The organism is Myxococcus guangdongensis, from assembly GCF_024198255.1.
Classification (GTDB): domain Bacteria; phylum Myxococcota; class Myxococcia; order Myxococcales; family Myxococcaceae; genus Myxococcus; species Myxococcus guangdongensis.
The window spans coordinates 130,448-146,378 of record NZ_JAJVKW010000024.1; the positions used below are offsets into that span (position 1 = coordinate 130,448).

General features: G+C 71.0%; 13 protein-coding genes. 9 read left to right on the forward strand and 4 right to left on the reverse strand.

Annotated elements, in window-relative coordinates:
- Positions 1 to 136: 136 nt before the first annotated feature.
- Positions 137 to 1,303, forward strand: coding sequence for an ATP-grasp domain-containing protein (locus LXT21_RS42890; RefSeq protein WP_254044040.1), 1,167 nt, complete (start codon positions 137 to 139; stop codon positions 1,301 to 1,303).
- A gap of 7 nt (positions 1,304 to 1,310) precedes the next feature.
- Here the strand turns inward: LXT21_RS42890 and LXT21_RS42895 are convergent, their stop codons facing one another.
- Together LXT21_RS42895 and LXT21_RS42900 are read right to left on the reverse strand one after the other, a co-directional pair.
- Positions 1,311 to 1,883, reverse strand: coding sequence for a TIGR02265 family protein (locus tag LXT21_RS42895; protein WP_254044041.1), 573 nt, complete (start codon positions 1,881 to 1,883; stop codon positions 1,311 to 1,313).
- A complete protein-coding gene (locus tag LXT21_RS42900; protein WP_254044058.1) occupies positions 1,880 to 2,653 on the reverse strand; it encodes an alpha/beta hydrolase in 774 nt (257 codons plus the stop codon). The genes LXT21_RS42895 and LXT21_RS42900 overlap by 4 nt, the downstream gene beginning before the upstream one ends.
- 201 nt (positions 2,654 to 2,854) lie before the next feature.
- Between LXT21_RS42900 and LXT21_RS42905 the strand changes: the two genes are divergently transcribed.
- The 6 genes from LXT21_RS42905 to LXT21_RS42930 all read left to right on the forward strand — a co-directional run bounded on the left by LXT21_RS42905 (position 2,855) and on the right by LXT21_RS42930 (position 11,316).
- The gene (locus LXT21_RS42905; RefSeq protein ID WP_254044042.1) at positions 2,855 to 3,052 is read left to right on the forward strand and encodes a hypothetical protein; all 198 of its coding nucleotides are present in this window, start codon (positions 2,855 to 2,857) and stop codon (positions 3,050 to 3,052) included.
- 157 nt (positions 3,053 to 3,209) lie between these two features.
- Complete coding sequence (locus tag LXT21_RS42910; protein ID WP_254044043.1) at positions 3,210 to 5,255, forward strand: hypothetical protein; 2,046 nt, start codon at positions 3,210 to 3,212, stop codon at positions 5,253 to 5,255.
- 160 nt (positions 5,256 to 5,415) lie between these two features.
- Positions 5,416 to 7,302 carry a lamin tail domain-containing protein gene (locus LXT21_RS42915; RefSeq protein ID WP_254044044.1) on the forward strand — a complete coding sequence of 629 codons (1,887 nt, stop codon included), beginning with the start codon at positions 5,416 to 5,418 and terminating at the stop codon, positions 7,300 to 7,302.
- Positions 7,290 to 7,802 (forward strand): thermonuclease family protein, encoded by a 513-nt coding sequence (locus tag LXT21_RS42920; RefSeq protein ID WP_254044045.1) that lies wholly within the window; start codon positions 7,290 to 7,292, stop codon positions 7,800 to 7,802. Before LXT21_RS42915 ends, LXT21_RS42920 begins: the two co-directional genes overlap by 13 nt.
- Positions 7,803 to 8,083: 281 nt before the next feature.
- The gene (locus LXT21_RS42925; protein ID WP_254044046.1) at positions 8,084 to 10,351 is read left to right on the forward strand and encodes a PAS domain-containing sensor histidine kinase; all 2,268 of its coding nucleotides are present in this window, start codon (positions 8,084 to 8,086) and stop codon (positions 10,349 to 10,351) included.
- A 125-nt stretch (positions 10,352 to 10,476) separates the two neighbouring features.
- Positions 10,477 to 11,316 carry a hypothetical protein gene (locus LXT21_RS42930; RefSeq protein ID WP_254044047.1) on the forward strand — a complete coding sequence of 280 codons (840 nt, stop codon included), beginning with the start codon at positions 10,477 to 10,479 and terminating at the stop codon, positions 11,314 to 11,316.
- On the opposite strand, the gene LXT21_RS42935 is transcribed toward LXT21_RS42930, so the two are convergent.
- Positions 11,313 to 12,278 (reverse strand): TerC/Alx family metal homeostasis membrane protein, encoded by a 966-nt coding sequence (locus LXT21_RS42935; protein WP_254044048.1) that lies wholly within the window; start codon positions 12,276 to 12,278, stop codon positions 11,313 to 11,315. The two genes, LXT21_RS42930 and LXT21_RS42935, sit on opposite strands and share 4 nt — an antisense overlap.
- A gap of 275 nt (positions 12,279 to 12,553) precedes the next feature.
- Between LXT21_RS42935 and LXT21_RS42940 the strand changes: the two genes are divergently transcribed.
- The gene (locus LXT21_RS42940) at positions 12,554 to 12,973 is read left to right on the forward strand and encodes an arsenate reductase/protein-tyrosine-phosphatase family protein (RefSeq protein ID WP_254044049.1); all 420 of its coding nucleotides are present in this window, start codon (positions 12,554 to 12,556) and stop codon (positions 12,971 to 12,973) included.
- Positions 12,974 to 13,082: 109 nt separating this feature from the next.
- Positions 13,083 to 14,666, forward strand: coding sequence for a DUF4153 domain-containing protein (locus LXT21_RS42945; protein ID WP_254044050.1), 1,584 nt, complete (start codon positions 13,083 to 13,085; stop codon positions 14,664 to 14,666).
- Here LXT21_RS42945 and LXT21_RS42950 read toward each other — a convergent pair.
- Positions 14,647 to 15,489 (reverse strand): TonB family protein, encoded by an 843-nt coding sequence (locus LXT21_RS42950; protein WP_254044051.1) that lies wholly within the window; start codon positions 15,487 to 15,489, stop codon positions 14,647 to 14,649. The two genes, LXT21_RS42945 and LXT21_RS42950, sit on opposite strands and share 20 nt — an antisense overlap.
- Between the last annotated feature and the right edge of the window lie 442 nt (positions 15,490 to 15,931).

Below are 15,931 nucleotides of genomic sequence, written 5' to 3' on the forward strand. Positions count from 1 at the left end.
TGTCCTCGCCTCGAGGCCGGCCCGGCGGCGGTAATTCCTACCGTCGCCGGGCCTCGGGGGCGTCGACAAGGAACTGGGAGAAGGCGCCCGTCGCGCTATGGTTCATGGAGAGCCGGGACTGTCGCCCCGAGGAGCCATGAACTTCGTCTTCATCTCTCCGCACTTCCCGTCCCACTTCTTCCACTTCGTCACCGCGCTGCGCGAGCGGGGCGTGACGGTGCTGGGCATCGGTGACGCGCCCTACGAGTCCTTGCGCCAGGAGCTGCGCGACGCGCTGCGCGAGTACTACTTCGTCCCCAGCCTGCACGACGAGGACACGCTCACCCGGGCGGCGGGCTACCTCACCTGGCGGCACGGGCGGCTGGAGCGCATCGACTCGCTCAACGAGTCCTGGCTGGAGGTGGAGGCGCGGCTGCGCGAGGACTTCCACGTCCCCGGCCTCCACCCCGCGGACATCCACCGGATGCGCTCGAAGTCGGGCATGGCGCAGGTGTTCCAGCAGGCGGGCGTGCCCCATCCGGACCTCATCCGCGTGCGCGACGCTGGGCAGGTGAAGGAGTTCGCCACGCGCGTGGGCTACCCGCTGGTGCTCAAGCCCGACGTGGGCGTGGGCGCCGCCAACACCTTCAAGGTGGCGAGCGACGCGGACGTGGACGCGGCCCTGGCCCACCCGCTGCCCACGACCTACGTCGCGCAGCCCTTCGTGCGCGGCACCATCGTCACCTACGACGGCATCGTCGACCGCCACGGCGTCATCGTCTTCACGCTCAGCCACGAGTACAGCGACGGCGGCATGGAGACGGTGGTGGAGCGGCGCGACATCTCCTTCTGGAGCCACCTGGAGATTCCCCCCGCGCTGGACGTGCTCGGCCGTCAGGTGGTGGCCGCCTTCGGGCTGCGCGAGCGCTGGTTCCACCTGGAGTTCTTCCGGCTGCCCGACGGCCGCTTCGTGGTGCTGGAGGCCAACCTGCGGCCGCCCGGCGGCTTCATCCCGGACATGATGAACTACACGTGCGACATCGACGTGTACCGGCTCTGGGCGCGGGTGATGACGGGGGACCCGGTGGCGGACTTCCGCTACACGCCGCGCTACCACGTCTGTCACAGCGCGCGGCGCCACGGGCGGCGCTACCTGCACTCGCACGACGAGGTGGTGAAGCGGCTGGGGCCCGCCCTCCTGCTGCACCGCGAGCTGCCGCCCATCTACCACAGCCTCCTGGGCGAGGAGATGTACCTGTCCCGGCACACGGACCTGGACGCGATGCAGGACGCGGTGCGCTTCATCCAGGCGACGAAGAAGTGACCTGGCCTCAGCGCTCCTTCCAGGTGAGCAGGTACGTGGTGTGGCCCTCCTCCACGGACAGCGTCGTCACCTTGGGGGACTCGGCGCCGCCCACGCGCAGCATGTTCTCGAAGAGGGACTCCGAGTAGCCGGGGCAGTCCAGCACGGAGTTCATCCGCATCTCGAACGCGGTGGGGCTCCTCTCCACCAGCTGCACCTCGGTGTAGTTGTCCGTGGCGCGCAGCGTCTGGGGCAGCCGCAGCACCAGCCGCCGGGCGCCGAGCAGCCGCATGACGCCGAACACCGCGCGGCCGATGAACGTGCGCCCGTAGCCCTCCACGTGCGCGGCGGCGAGCTGGCGGAAGCCCTCCTCCAGGGTGAGGCCGGGCCAGGTCTCCTCCACGATGATGCGCAGGCAGTGGCTCCACATCACCACCGGGTAGGTGGGCAGCAGCGGCTTCTCGACGTCGACGCCGGCCTGCTTGAGCCGCTTCTGGAGCCGGGGGGAGATGCGGCCGGAGAGCCCGTGCTGCAGCAGGCCCTCCACGACCTGGGAGTAGACGATGCGCTGCTCGAGGGGGACGAAGGTGCCTTGCTTCACGCCAGCAGCCAGCGCATCGCCAGGGGCAGCCGGCGCTGCCAGTCCCGCTCGTGGTGTTCACCGCCCGGCTCCAGCACCAGCGACACCTCGTGGTCCGCGTAGCCCAGCGTCTTGAGGTGCTCGTAGAAGGCGCGTGTGCCGCGGCCGTAGTCGAGCGGGACGCCGTCGGCGTGGATGAACTCCTGCTCGCCCGCGTCCAGGTAGATGCGCGTCCAGCGGCGCGGGTGGGTGCCCCACTCGGAGAACAGCCGGCTGTTGCTCCACATGACGGTGGGCGACAGCGCGCCGATGCGGCCGAAGATGTTCGGGTAGCGCGAGCCCAGGTAGAGCGACATCAGCCCGCCGAGCGACGAGCCCATGGCGCCCGTCCACTCGGCGCCCTCGCGGGTGCGGTAGTTCTGGTCGACCAGGGGCTTCAAGTGTTCGACGAGGAAGCGGGCGTAGGACTCGCCGCGCGCCTTCACCCGGCCGGTGGTGTCGTCCCAGGGCGAGTACTCCTGGAGCCGCCCCTGGCCCGAGTCCACCGCGACGATGATCCACGGCTCCAGGTGGCCCGAGTCCACCGCCTCTTCGAGCGCGAGGTTGGCGCACCAGGTGTCGAAGAGGGCGGACTCCGGATGGGCGAAGACGTTCTGCCCGTCGTGCATGTACAGCACGGGGAAGCGATGCCAGGGCATCGCGTCGTACGCATCCGGCGTGTAGATGCGCACGGTGCGGGAGAAGCCCTCCTGGGGGGAGGGAAGGTCTCGGACGATGTGGACGTGGCCCATGTGGATGCGGCGGACAGCATACATGGACGGGCCCCCGTCGCCCTGCTTCCGCGCCGCCGGTGGTTCTGGGGCGTACACCCGAGGGGTCTTCCGCCTGACAGGCCGCCTGGTCCCGGGAGTGCACTCCCCGGGGGGGCCTGGGGTCGTCGGGGCTTCCTGTCATACTGGGGAGGCAGCGGCCGCCCCCCTCCGGAGTCCCCCTTGTTGGAACTGAACCGACTGCACCTGTCCGCGTTGCTGATGTTGACCGAGGCCGACCTGGAGCGCGCGAGGGCGGCGCTGGATGGCAGTGACGAGGCGCGGCTGACCTATGCGGCGGCGCTGGCCCGCGCGGTGGCGGCCCGGTCCGTGATGGAGGAGCTGCTGCTGGTCGACTCGAGGCATCCGGTCCTCGCCTGAGGCCGCGCACGTGTCCGGAGGCTGGACGCTCAATCCCGGCTCCGGATGCGGGAGGCGTGGAGCGCCACTGTAGGGAAGCGTGGTCTCCGGCGTGCAGAGCCGGCGCCGCGTGCATCGGTTCCTGGGGTGGTGGGGGTGTTGGTGGCTGCTGTGGGGGATGTCATCGGCCTGGGCGGCCCCGTACGAGGTGGAGCCCGACGTCGACGGTGAGCTGGAGCTGTTCGGGCTCATGGAGGAGGGGACGCTCTCCGCCGAGAGCTGGGCGGCGCTGGTGGCGCTGCGCCGGGCGGGCGTCGAGCCGGAGCGGGCGACGCGAGACACGCTCCATGCGCTTCCGGGCCTCACGTACGCGGAGGTGGATGCGTGGTTGCGTGCGCGCGACTCCGGTGACGCGTCGACGTTCCTGACGGCCGCGGAGGCGCGTCGGCTCGCGCCATTCCTGGTGGAGGAGGACTCGGGGCGCGTGACGGGGGACGCGAGGTTGCTGACGGCGTTCGCGCTGTCGGATTCGCGAGGGCCTCCGGTGGCGTTGCAGGTGAGGGCGGGAGGAGTCGGGGGACTGCGCGTCGGAGTGCTCGCGGTGTGGGCGCGTCGCAGGGTGGGGACGCCTCGGCGGGAAGCGCGGAGTCGGGCGCTGGTGGTGGAGGCGCCGGGCTCGGCGGTGTTGCTGCCCAAGTTCCATGCGCGGTGGACGGGGACGCGGGCCTCGGTGTTGGTGGGCACGTATCGGCTGGGATTTGGTCAGCGGCTCACGCTGGACACCACGGCGCTGCCCTCGCCGGAGGGATTTCTTCCAGAGGATGGCGTGAGTCCTCCTGGAGCGCCCGAGCGGGAGTGTCTGCTGACGTCCTCGGCGTGTGACGAGGACGCGCGTGACGCGGACATCACGCCGGACTTCCGATGGGACGAGCCCTTTCGAGGCGTCGCGGGGAGTGTGCGTGGGGGGGTGGGGGATGGCTTGGCGCTGACGCTCACGGGCTTCGGTTCGTATCAGGGGCGCTCGCTGCGGCGCTCGGAGGTGTTGGACCGGGGCAGGTGTTCCTCGTCGGGGGCGTGCTCGGCGCCGGAGGTGCTGGTGCCGGTGGCGGGTGCGCGAAGGGCGCAGCTCCGGGCGAGCGTGTTGCCGGGGATGTTTCGTGAGTGGGCTGGAGGTGGGAACGCGACGCTCGCTGTCTCGCCGCGGGCACGCATCGGGCTGACGGGTTGGGGTGCGCGGCCTGGGTTCGCGGTGGAGGGGGCGGTGCTCGACTTCCAGCCGGGTGCTCGCTACCCGGCGGGCGGTGGCTTCGGTGCGGTGGGGGTGGATGCGGCGTGGGGGACGGGGCCGGTGGATGTCTTCCTGGAGCTGTCGCGCAGCTTCGACTCCGTGCCTGGAGAGGGCGGGGGTTGGGCGGCGCTTCAGCGCACGGTGGTCTCGGGAGTGGGGCGTGAGCTGGAGGTATCGCTGCGCTACTACGGACGTGGCTTCGTGAATCCCTACAGTGGCGCAACCTCGGGGCCGGATGTGTTGGAGGGACAGCGGGTTCGCAACGAGCTGGGCGTGCGATTGCGCTACCTGCATCGCGACGCGGGAGCGTGGCGGTTTCGCGGACAGGTGGATGGCTGGACGTGGCCCTCGGATGGCGTGGTGGAGGGGACCGCGGGGCTGACGCGTCTGCGGGCCTCGGCTCGGATGGATGTGCTGGCCTGGACGGGGTTGCAGCCTTCGCTTCGGCTCGATGCGCGCTTGTCCGGAGCGGGACGGTCCACGCTGTGTGCACGGGTGGAGCGGGATGAGGACGCCGAGCCGGATGAGGTGGCGGCGTGTTCGAGCGGAGGGCGACAGGGGGCCACGGCGCGGGTGCGCTCGGTGTTGTCGGAGCGGGTCGAGGTGGCCGCGGAGTATGGCCAGGCGCGCGTGGTGGAGACGGGGACCTCGGCAGCGCGATGGGATGGGCGGGCGCTCGTCGAGGTGAAGCTTCGGCCGGCGGAGTCCTGGAGGGTGGGAGGACGCGTCCAGTGGAGGGACGAGGACATGGCCGAGCGCACGCGGCTTCGACAGGAGGTGCGCACGACGGTGGACCTGCGCTGGAGCGTCCTGGAGGGGACGACGATGCGAGGTCGCTACGCGTGGGTCGTGGACCTGAAGGACGCGCGGACCGCGCGCATGCCGCCGGATGAGCCGCGCCACCTGTTCCAACTGGATGTGGAGACGCGGTTCTGAAGGGACGTGCGCTGGAGTGCCTTCGTGGGTCGACGATGCGTGGGCTGCGATGCGTTTGGCGCAGCCGGCGGAACGCACTGCGACACGGGGTCCACCTGGATGTGGAGATGCGCTCCCGAGGCGTGGTGGGGACTTGGAGTCGGTGAGGAGGAGGGGTGACGTGAGGCGTTGGGGATGGTGGTTGTGCGTGGTGGGGTTGAGTGGCTGTGGGGCGCCGGCGGAGGAGTGGGCGGAGGATGCCTGCGCGGACCTGTTGCCGGGGGACGTCGTCATCACCGAGTACTTGAACGACCCCGACGGAACCGACACGGGGCGCGAGTACGTGGAGCTGCACAACCCGCTCCCGGTGCCCGTGAGTCTGGAGGGACTGACGCTCCATGCCTCACGCTCGGATGGCTCGCAGGAGAAGACCTTCCTGTTCGACGAGCCACTGTCGATGGCACCCGGTGATTATCTGGTGCTGGGCGACGTTCGCGAGGGGACCGTGCCCGCGCACGTGGACCTGTCCTACGGCGATTCGCTGGGCGCGCTGGGGAACACGTCGGGACGGTTGGGGCTGCGATGCGGTTCCCGGGTGATTGATGAAGTCCCGCTGACTGCGCCCGCGAAGAGTGGTGTCGCGCGTGTGTACGACGGGCGACTGGTGCCGGACTCCGCTGGCAACGACGACACGACGCGCTGGTGTGACTCCGAGGGCCCCACCGTGGGTGGTGCATTCCAGGGGAGCCCAGGTGCGGCGAACGCGCCGTGTGCGCTGACGGAAGGGGCCTCCGGGCGCGATGGCGGCGTGGAGCAATGTTCCCCGTTGGAGGGGCTGGCGGCGCGTCCGGTGCGGTGGCCTCGCGTGGGGGAATTGGTCATCACCGAGTTGATGGTGAACCCCATCGGCGATGACACCTCGGCCGAGTGGGTGGAGGTCCTCGCCCTGGCTCCGGTGGACCTGAATGGATTGACGGTGGGCTCGGACACTTCGGGGACACGGCTGCAGGGGACACAATGCCTGTCGCTCCCGGCGGGAGGGTATGCGCTGCTGGCCCGACGCGCGGATGCGGTCCTGAACGGAGGGTTGCCCACGCCCCTGGCCACGTTCGGTGTGGACCTCCGCAACGCAGGTGGCGTCGTGCGCGTGCGAGCGGGAGACGTGGTCGTGGATGCGGTCGAGTACGGACCCGCGAGGGAAGGCGTGGCGACCCAGGTGTCGGTGGAACGGGCGAACGCGTTCGACAACGATTCACTGTCGTCCTGGTGTCCGGCACGGGAGCGCTATGGAGAGCGTGGCAACCTGGGGAGTCCGGGACGGGCGAACACCCGCTGCACCGAGGGCAACACAGATGCCGGCGCACAGGATGGCGGGTCCGCCGACGCGGGGCGTGACGCGGGGACTTCCGATGGTGGCGCACCGGATGCCGGACGCGATGCCGGTTCGAGCTCGGACGCAGGGCCCCGGGATGCCGGTCCTCCGGATGCCGGGTCTCCCGATGCCGGTCCCCCAGGCTCCACCTGTGTCGACCGAATCACGGGACGCGCTCGCGCGGTCCGCGTACCGGAGGTCGGCTCCATCGTCCTCACGGAGTTCATGGCGGACCCGACCGTGGTCGCCGACGGCGTGGGAGAGTGGGTCGAGGTCCTCGCGACGCGCGAGGTGGACCTCAACGGAATCACCCTGATGAACGAGAGCGGAGCGAGCACGACGCTCGAAGCCGCGCTCTGCTTGTCGCTCAGGACAGGCACCCGCGCGGTGCTCGCGCGCAGCCTGGACCCGGCGCTCAACGGGGGCTTGCCGGCGGTGCTCGCCACCTTCTCCTTCAACCTCGCCAACACCGCGGGAGCCCGCTCGCTCCGGTTGATGAAGGACGGTCGGGTGCTGGAGGCCATCACCTGGTCGAACGCCGCGACGCCGGGCGTGTCCTGGCAGGTGGACCCCTCGAGCAGTGATGCCCAGCGCAATGACCTGCCAGGGAGCTTCTGCGCCGCGCCTTCGAGCGCGCGTTATGGCCTGGGAGACCGGGGCACACCGGGATTGGAGAACCGCGCATGCCCGCGATGAACCCCATCCCATCGACACGGCGGTTCGCCCTCCTCGCGGCATGGCTCATCGCGGGAGTCCTCGGGTGCGGTGCGGACCCGGGTGGCACGTGTGGACCCTCGACAGGACTCGTGACGGAGGTCATCGACGGCGACACCCTCGTCCTCGAGGGCGGCGTGCGTGTCCGTTATCTGCTCGTGGACACCCCGGAGAGCACGGCGGGCAAGCACGCGTGTTTCGGCCGCGAGGCGCACGCGTTCAACCGGAGCCTCGTCGAGGGTCGCCGCGTGACACTCGTCGACGCGGAGGCGTGTGAGGACCACTTCGGTCGCCGGCTCGCCTACGTCTTCGTCGACGACCGCGACGTGAGCGCGCTGCTCGTGGAGCGGGGCCTCGCCTGTGTGCTCCATGTCCCGCCCGCGGGGGACTCCCGTCGCGAGGAGCTCGAGGCCCTGGAGTCCCAGGCCCGGCGCGCCCGACGGGGGTTGTGGGGCGCCTGCTCGCCGGTGCCCTGCGCATGAATCACGACCTCACGCCGGACGGCACACGAGGCGCCCTGGTGCCCGCCTCCCGAGCGGGGCTGCGCCCAGGCGGCCCGAGAGGGCGAGGGGCCCGGAAGCCTCGGGCGCAATATCCCATTGTTGACGGCCATGCCTCCGCGCGAATCATCCAACACGGTCCGCTCCCGCGAGCGACCGGCGAAGGGCGGGCCAGCACGAGCGCGCACCCGGCGGGACAGGCGCTCCGTGGCTGGGACGCGTCGGTCCTGGCCGCGCTCGGGACGGGGGAGGAGGGCGTGCCCATGAACCCCTGTCCCATGCCCACCCGTCTCCTGCTGGACCTCCTGTCCTCGCGCCGGGAGGACATCGCCCGGCGCTGGGAGACACGCGCGGGGGTGGCGGGGGACGAAGCGCCGCCGCGACGGCGGGAGCAGACGACGGGCTCGCGAGCATGGGTGGACTCGGTGGTGGAGCTGCTGCGCCTGCTCAGCGTCTCGCCCGAGTGGAGCGGCCCCCCGTCGCTGGAGGGGCGCGGCGCGGAGCACGCCCGGGAAGGCGCGGACATCGCCGCGGTGGTGCGGGAGTACGGCCTGCTGCGGGACGTGCTCGTGGAGGTGCTGGAGGACGCGGGGTGGACCCCGGACTTCGAGGGGATGCGCGCGCTCAACCGGGTCATCGACGTGTGCATCGCGGACGCGGTCCAGCGCCACTCCAACGAACGGGAGCGGACGCTGCGCGAGACGGAGACGAAGCTGCACGACATCCTCGACCACGCGCCCGCCGCCATCTACGCGAAGGACGCCTCGGGGCGTTACCTCTTCGTCAACCGCGCCTTCGAGCTCCACGGCGCCGTGCGCAGGGAAGAAGCCGTGGGGCGCACCGATTACGAGCTGTTCTCCCGCGAGGTGGCGGACGTGTTCACCGCCACGGACCGGCGCGTCCTCGAGACGGGGCGTCCCCTGGAGTCCGATGAGCGTGTCCGTCGCCCCGACGGCTGGCACACCTATCAGTCGCTCAAGTTCGCCCTGCCCGGCATGGGCGGACAGGCGCATGCGGTGTGCGGCATCTCCACGGACGTCACCGAGGCGCGGCTGGCGCAGAAGGAGCGCGACGAGGCCCGGGAGCGACTGCGCCGGGTCATCACCGAGCTGCCCGTCGTGCTGTGGGCCACGGACCCCGTGGGCAACATCACCCTCTTCGAGGGACAGGGCCTGAAGGCCATGGGCGTGGAGCCGGGCACCATGGTGGGGCGCAACACCTCGGAGGTGTACGCGGGCCGGCCGGAGCTGCTGGACGCCGCGCGCCGCGCGCAGGGGGGCGAGAGGTTCTCCCTGGAGATGGAGGTCGGTGGTGCGTGGTTCATGGCCTACGTCTCGCCGGACCTGGGGCCGGACGGGCGGGTGCGGAGCGTGTCGGGCGTGTCCCTGGACATCACCGAGCGCCGCCGCGCCGAGGAGGTGCTGCGTCAGTCGGAGATGCGCTACCGGCTGGCCACGCGCGCCACCAGCGACGTCATCTACGACTGGAACCTGGCCACCGGCCGCATCGAATGGAGCGAGCTGGCCCTGCACCAGTTCCGCGTGTCGCCCCACGACGCGCCGATGGACATCGACTGGTGGACCCTCAGCATCCACCCCGACGACCGGGAGCGCGTCACCCGGGACATGCAGGCCCTCATGGACCAGGGCCAGGAGCACTGGCGCGACGAGTACCGGTTCCGCCGGGGCGACGGCACCTGGGCCGTCATCGAGGACCGGGGCCAGGTGGTGCGCGACGCGGCCGGCTGGCCCCTGCGCATGGTGGGCGCCATGCAGGACGTCACCGAGCGCCGCGCCACGGAGGAGGAGGCCCGGCGCCGCGCCGAGTTCGAGCAGCTGCTCATCGGCATCGTCGGCCACGATTTGCGCAACCCCCTGTCCGCCATCACCATGGCGTCCACCACGCTGTTGCGGCGCGAGAACCTGGACGAGCGTCAGCGGAAAATCATCGACCGCATCCTCTCCAGCGCCGAGCGCGCCACGCGCATGCTGCGCGACGTGCTGGACTTCACCCAGGCCCGGCTCGGCGGGGGCATCCCCATGCAGCCGCGCCCCCTGGACCTGCACGAGCTGACGCGGCAGGTGCTGGACGAGGTGCGGCTCGCGCACCCCGAGCGCACGCTGGAGCTCGAGTACGGCGGCAGCGGCGCGGGCCTGTGGGACGCGGACCGGCTGGCCCAGGTCATCACCAACCTGGTGAACAACGCCATCAGCTACAGCCCCAGCCACTGCCCGGTGCTGGTGCGCACCCATGGCACGCGGGACTCCGTGGTGCTCAGCGTGCACAACATGGGCGACGCGATTCCCACCGAGCTCTTGTCGCGCCTGTTCGAACCCATGAAGCGCGCCGAGCGCCCCGAGTCACGCGACGGGCGCGGCGGCCTGGGCCTGGGCCTCTTCATCGTGAAGCACATCGTCGATGCCCACGGAGGGCGGCTGCGCGTGCGCTCCAACGCGCGCGACGGCACGCTCTTCATGGTGCGCCTGCCACGCGCGCTCCCGGCCTCGCCGCAGGTGGCCGCGTGGCCCTGACGCCTCGCCTGCCCCGGACGATTCCACGGGGTATTCCGGACCTGCCGAGCAGGCATGGCGCACTTGCTCCTGGGGGCGCACCCGGGTAGCACGGGGGGCATGACTCGTGTTTCTCGGAGGGGTGAATGAAGAAGGTCCTCATCGGTGTGGGAATCGGCTGTGGCGTCATCATCCTCGGCATCGTCGGGTTCATGGTGGTGGGCGGGCTGTGGATCGCCAACAAGGCGAGTGACGGCATGGCGGCCGTCCAGAAGATCCAGACGCAGCAGCAGGAGCTGGTGGACCTGAACAAGGCCCACCCCTTCCAGGTGCCCGCCGAGGGTCAGGTGCTGGAGCTGAAGGAAGACCGGCTGACCACGTACCTCTCCGTGCGCGAGTCCTCGCTGCCCGTGTTCAAGACCTACGAGGACAAGTCCAAGGCCTTCCAGGAGAAGCACGGCTCGGGTGAAGACGCGAAGCCCTCGTTCGACTCCGCGATGGAGGCCGTGAACCTCCTGGGCGGGATGATGGCGGACGTGCGCGCCGCGTACATCGAGGGCCTGAAGAAGCACGGCATGTCGCCCAACGAGTTCCAGACCATCACCACCACCGTCTACGCGTCCATGGTGGCGGAGAGCTCGGCGGCGGTGCAGCAGATGAGCGTCAAGGCCGTGGAGGCCATGGAGAAGCAGGTCGCGGAGCTGGACAAGAAGCTGGAGGACGGCTCGCTGTCCGCAGACGCGCGCGCGCAGCTCGAGGAGGCGCGCACGGGCCTGGAGGAGCAGATCGAGGCGCTGTCGGACACCGCCAACGGCACCGGCGAGGCGCTCTCCGAGGCGTCCAAGAAGGCCGCCGCGGCGAACATGGCGCTCATCAAGAAGCACGAGGAGCGCGTGAAGGTCATGGCCAACGCGGCCTTCGACGGCTTCGTGCTCGGCGACGCCACGGACGACCTGTCCGGCGCGGGCGCCGGCGTCGAGGACTAACGCCTCAGCGTCGCATCCGGCTCCGGCCCCTCCTCGCGGGAGGCGGCCGGGCCCTCGCGACGGCGGGCGATGAGGCTCGCCACCACGGCGGTGCCCACCATCGCGACGATGACGAGCACCGACGGCAGCGGCGGCACGTGGAACCAGGGCGTCACCACCATCTTCAGCCCCGCGAACGCGAGCACGCCCGACAGTCCGTAGTGCAGGTAGCGCAGCTTGCCCAGCGTGCCGGCCAGCACCAGGTACAGCGCCCTCAAGCCGAGAATCGCGAAGGCGTTGGAGCTGTAGAGGACGAAGGTGTCCTTCGTCACGGAGAAGGCCGCCGGCACCGAGTCCACCGCGAAGAGGATGTCCGTCAGCTCCAGACCCAGCAGCGCCAACAGGAGCGGCGTGGCCACGCGGCGGCCGTCCTCGCGCCGGACGATGAACTTCTTGTCGTGCAGGTGCTGTGTCACTGGCAGGTGACGCGACAACCAGCTCACGGCCCGGTTGTCCTGCTGCTTCGCGGGGTCCTCGCGCAGCACGCGCCAGGCGGTGACCAGCAGGATGGCGCCGAAGACGTAGGACACCCAGGTCCAGCGCTCCAGCGCGGCCGCCCCCACGAAGATGAAGAGCGCGCGGAAGACGAGCGCGCCGAAGATGCCCAGGAACAGCACCTGGTGCTGCGCGCGCACCGGGACCGACAGGCTCTGGAAGATGACGAGGAAGACGAAGGCGTTGTCCAGGCTGAGGCTCTTCTCGATGAGCCACGCCGCCAGGTATTCCTGGCCCGCGTCGGCGCCGAGCACCGCCCACACCAGCCCTCCGAAGGCCAGACCCGCGGCCACCCACACCCCCGTCCACATCCAGGCCGCCCGGCGGGACTCGCCGTGGTGGCCTCGGTGTCCGAGCAGGTCCACCACGAGCAGTGTCAACACCGCCGCCCAGAAGACGCCCCAGAGCCATGTGGGAATCGAGTGCATGGTCGTCGCCTGAACCTATGCATCCTCGCGTGCGGGCGGCCTGCCATCCCGCAGACAAGCGTTGACCAATGGGGCAGGCCAGACACCCCCGGGCTGTCTGCTGTGGCCTTACCAACCCATACAGACAGACAAGGGCCTTTTCGCTCTCTTTGCGAGCATCCCTTCACGGGATGTGTCAGTTTCCGCGCGGGGCCGCCCATGAGGGGATGCCCTTATGACAAGCGTCGCGCGGGGGAGGGGCGCGGCGCTGCCAGGGACCAGGAGGAGTCGTAGCGATGAACAAGGTCATCTTCGCCTGTGTGCGGAACGCGGGTCGCTCGCAGATGGCGGCGGCGTTCTTCAACGTGCTGGCGGACCCGGACAAGGCACGGGCCATCTCCGCGGGGACGCAGCCCGGTGAGCGTTTGCACCCGGAGGTGCTCGAGGCCATGGCCGACGCGGGCCTGGACCTGTCGGCGGCCCGGCCGCAGCAGCTCACGAACGAGCTGGCGAAGGGCGCCCATTGGCTCATCACGCTGGGCTGTGGCGAGGTCTGTCCGAACGTGCCGGGGCTGCAGCGCGAGGACTGGCCGCTGGATGACCCGCAGGGCAAGTCGGAGGTGCTGGTGCACCGCATCCGCGACGAGGTGGCCGCCCGCGTGGCGGGGCTGCTGGAGCGCGAGGGGTGGATGAAGGCCGGTCAGCCGGGGACGTAGGCCGGCCAGGTGGCGCGGGCGACCGCTCGCCCGCTCCGAAGCCCCCTGTGCGTGGGCAGGGCGCATCCTGCGGACGTCTTCAGCCGACGTCCGTACGGGGTGTGCCGTCATGTCATCGTCCTTGCCTGCTGTTCCCTCGACTCCGGCGAGCGCCGCTCCGGCGCAGCCCGTCGCCCGGCCTCGCGTGAAGCCCTTCGCGCCCCGGCGCACGCTGGGGGTGGCGCTGGGGGTGGGCGTGCTCGCGGAGGTGCTCCTGGGGCGGGAGCACTGGGGCGTGTCGTTCCCGCTGATGGTGCTGGCGCTGGTGGGCGCGCTGCTCTGGGTGGGTGGCCGCGAGGGCTGGCAGCGCGCCGCGCCCAACACGTGGCTGTTGACGCCGCTGGTGGTGGTCGCGGGCTTCATGGCGGTGCGCGACAGCCCGTGGCTTCAGTTGTTGAACCTGCTGACGGTGGGGGCGCTGTTCGCGCTGGTGGCGCACTTCTGGGCCACCGGGCGCGTGGAGCGGCTGGCGTTGGGGGACTACCCCGGCGTGGTGGTGTCCACGGTGTTCCGGAGCCTGGTGCAGCCGCCCGCGATGGTGCGCGAGGCGGTGGACCTGCGCGGGGTCGCGTCGAGGCTGCCCGGGCTCTTCCCACTGCTGCGCGGGCTGGTGCTGACGTTGCCGGTGGTGGGGTTGTTCCTGATGCTGCTCTGGTCGGCGGACGCGGCGTTCGCCTCCGCGCTGGAGCGGGTGTTGGCGCTGGATGTGGGGACGGTGTTGGAGGAGGGGGTGGGGCGGGTGTTGGGCGTGCTGTTCTCGGCGAGCGCCACGGCGGCGCTGGTGGGGCACGCGCTGCGGCGTCGGACGCGGCGGGAGATGGGTGAGGAGGAGGTGGGCGAGGGGCGGGCGTGGCTGGGGCTCACCGAGGCGCTGACGCTGCTGGTCGCGGTGGATGTGTTGTTCCTGGTGTTCGTGCGCTTCCAGGTGGCGTACCTCTTCGTCGGTGACGCGGCCTCGCCCGCGCCGGGGTACTCGTATGCGGAGTACGCGCGCCGGGGCTTCTTCGAGCTGCTGCTCGTGTCGATGCTGACCCTGTGCCTCATCATGGCGCTGGCGCGGTGGACGGTGCGCGAGACGGCGAAGGCGAAGGTGGCCTTCCAGGTGGCGGCGAGCGTGATGACGGTGTTGACGGTGGCCATCCTCGCCTCGGCGATGAAGCGGCTGGGGATGTACGAGGATGCCTTCGGCTACACGCGGCTGCGGGTGTTCACGCACGTGTTCATGGTGTTCCTGGGCGGGGTGCTGGCGTGGCGCGGCGTGACGCTGTGGTGGCGGCCGGAGCGATTCGCGGTGGGGGCCTTCGCCGCGGCGCTGGGGGCGGTGGTGACGGTGAATGTCATCAACCCGGATGCGCTCATCGTGCGGCACAACCTGGCGCGGGAGCTGGCGGAGGACTCAGGGCGGCTGTCGGGCGAGGGCGAGCGGGTTGCGCGCGCGGATGGCGTGGTGGACGTGGGGTACCTGTACGAGCTGTCGCTGGACGCGGTGCCGGAGCTGGCGCGGGGGCTGCCGTCGACGAAGCAGCTGAACGACGAGTTCAGGGCCCAGGCGTGCGCGGACGTGTCCTGGCCGGAGTGGAGCCTGGCGCGATGGCGTGCGTGTCGGGCGCTGAGCGCGTTGGCGCCGGAGACGGTCAGCGCAGGTGGTAGTTGAAGGGCAGCTCCACGGTGACGCGCGGGCCGAGCGCGGACGGAGGCGGAGGGAAGGGGGCCGCCTCGCGCACGGCGGCCATCGCGGCGTCGCAGAGGACGTAGTGGGGGCAGCGGCCGACGATGGCGAGCGCGAGGAGCTGGCCTCGGGTGCCGACGGTGATGCGGAGCGCGAAGCGGCCCTCGATGCCGGCCATGGCCGCCTGGTGCGGGTAGCGCACGTTCTCGAAGCGGTCGCGGAACATCACCTCGAAGTATTCCTCCTCCCAGGCGGCGCGCTGCTCGGCGGTGGGCGGAGGAGGGGCGACGGGCAGCAGGCCCGCGCTGCTCGCGACGAGCACGCTGTTCACCATGCCGCCGATGATGCCTCCGGCGACGCCCCCGGAGACACCGCCGGGCGTGGCGGCGGCGGTGTCGAGCGCGGGGACCTGGGGCTGGGCCACGGGCGGGTCGATGGCAGCCGGTGTCTCGGGCCGTGGGGGTTGGAGTCGGGAGAGGGTGGGCTTGGGGAAGGGGCGGGCGCGCCGGGCGGTGGCGAGGCGCGGCGCGGTGGGCATGGCGGCGGCGGGGGCCGGCGGGGGCGGAGGTGGCGCGGCGAGGAGGCGCAGGACGAGGGCGTCGTCGTCCTTCGCCTCGAGCTTGGGGGCGCGCGTGGAGCCGTGCCAGATGCCGTCGAGGCCGATGAGGAGGAGGACGTGGAGGGCCACCACGAGGGGGGCCACCCAGAAGGTGCGCGTGGTGTCGGTGGTGCTTCGCGAGCGTGCCTCGACGACGGAGGCGAAGAGCCTCGAGTCGGCGGCGCCGTCCTTCGGACTCTCGTCCGGCATGACCATTCCCCCTTCCCTCACGCGGTAGACCGGAGTCTAGCGAAGGGCCCCATCCATCCGACACCGTGTTAGTGGCGAGCCCGTCGTTCGTGAAGGGACGCTGCCCTCGGAGGCGAGGGGGCGATATCCTCCGCACGCCCTGGGTGTCCGCCAGGGCCCGGTCTCCGGTGGCTCGCTGCGGGCGAGCGCGGACGACTGACTGTCAGGCATGGGGTGCATCGTCGAGCACTCAGCCCCCGGCGGACACGAGCCACGCTTCGGTGTGCCTCTCGTCTGTGCCTCGGTCCGGGGGCACTGGGGAGGCGATGATGCACGGGAAGCGAAGCGGACTGGCCGCGTTGCTGCTGTTGCTGTCCTCGACGGGATGGGCCTCGGAGCCGCTCGTGCGCGAGTGGCGCTACTTGATGCGCGTGGAGGCCACGACGCTGGCGTTCCTGCCTCG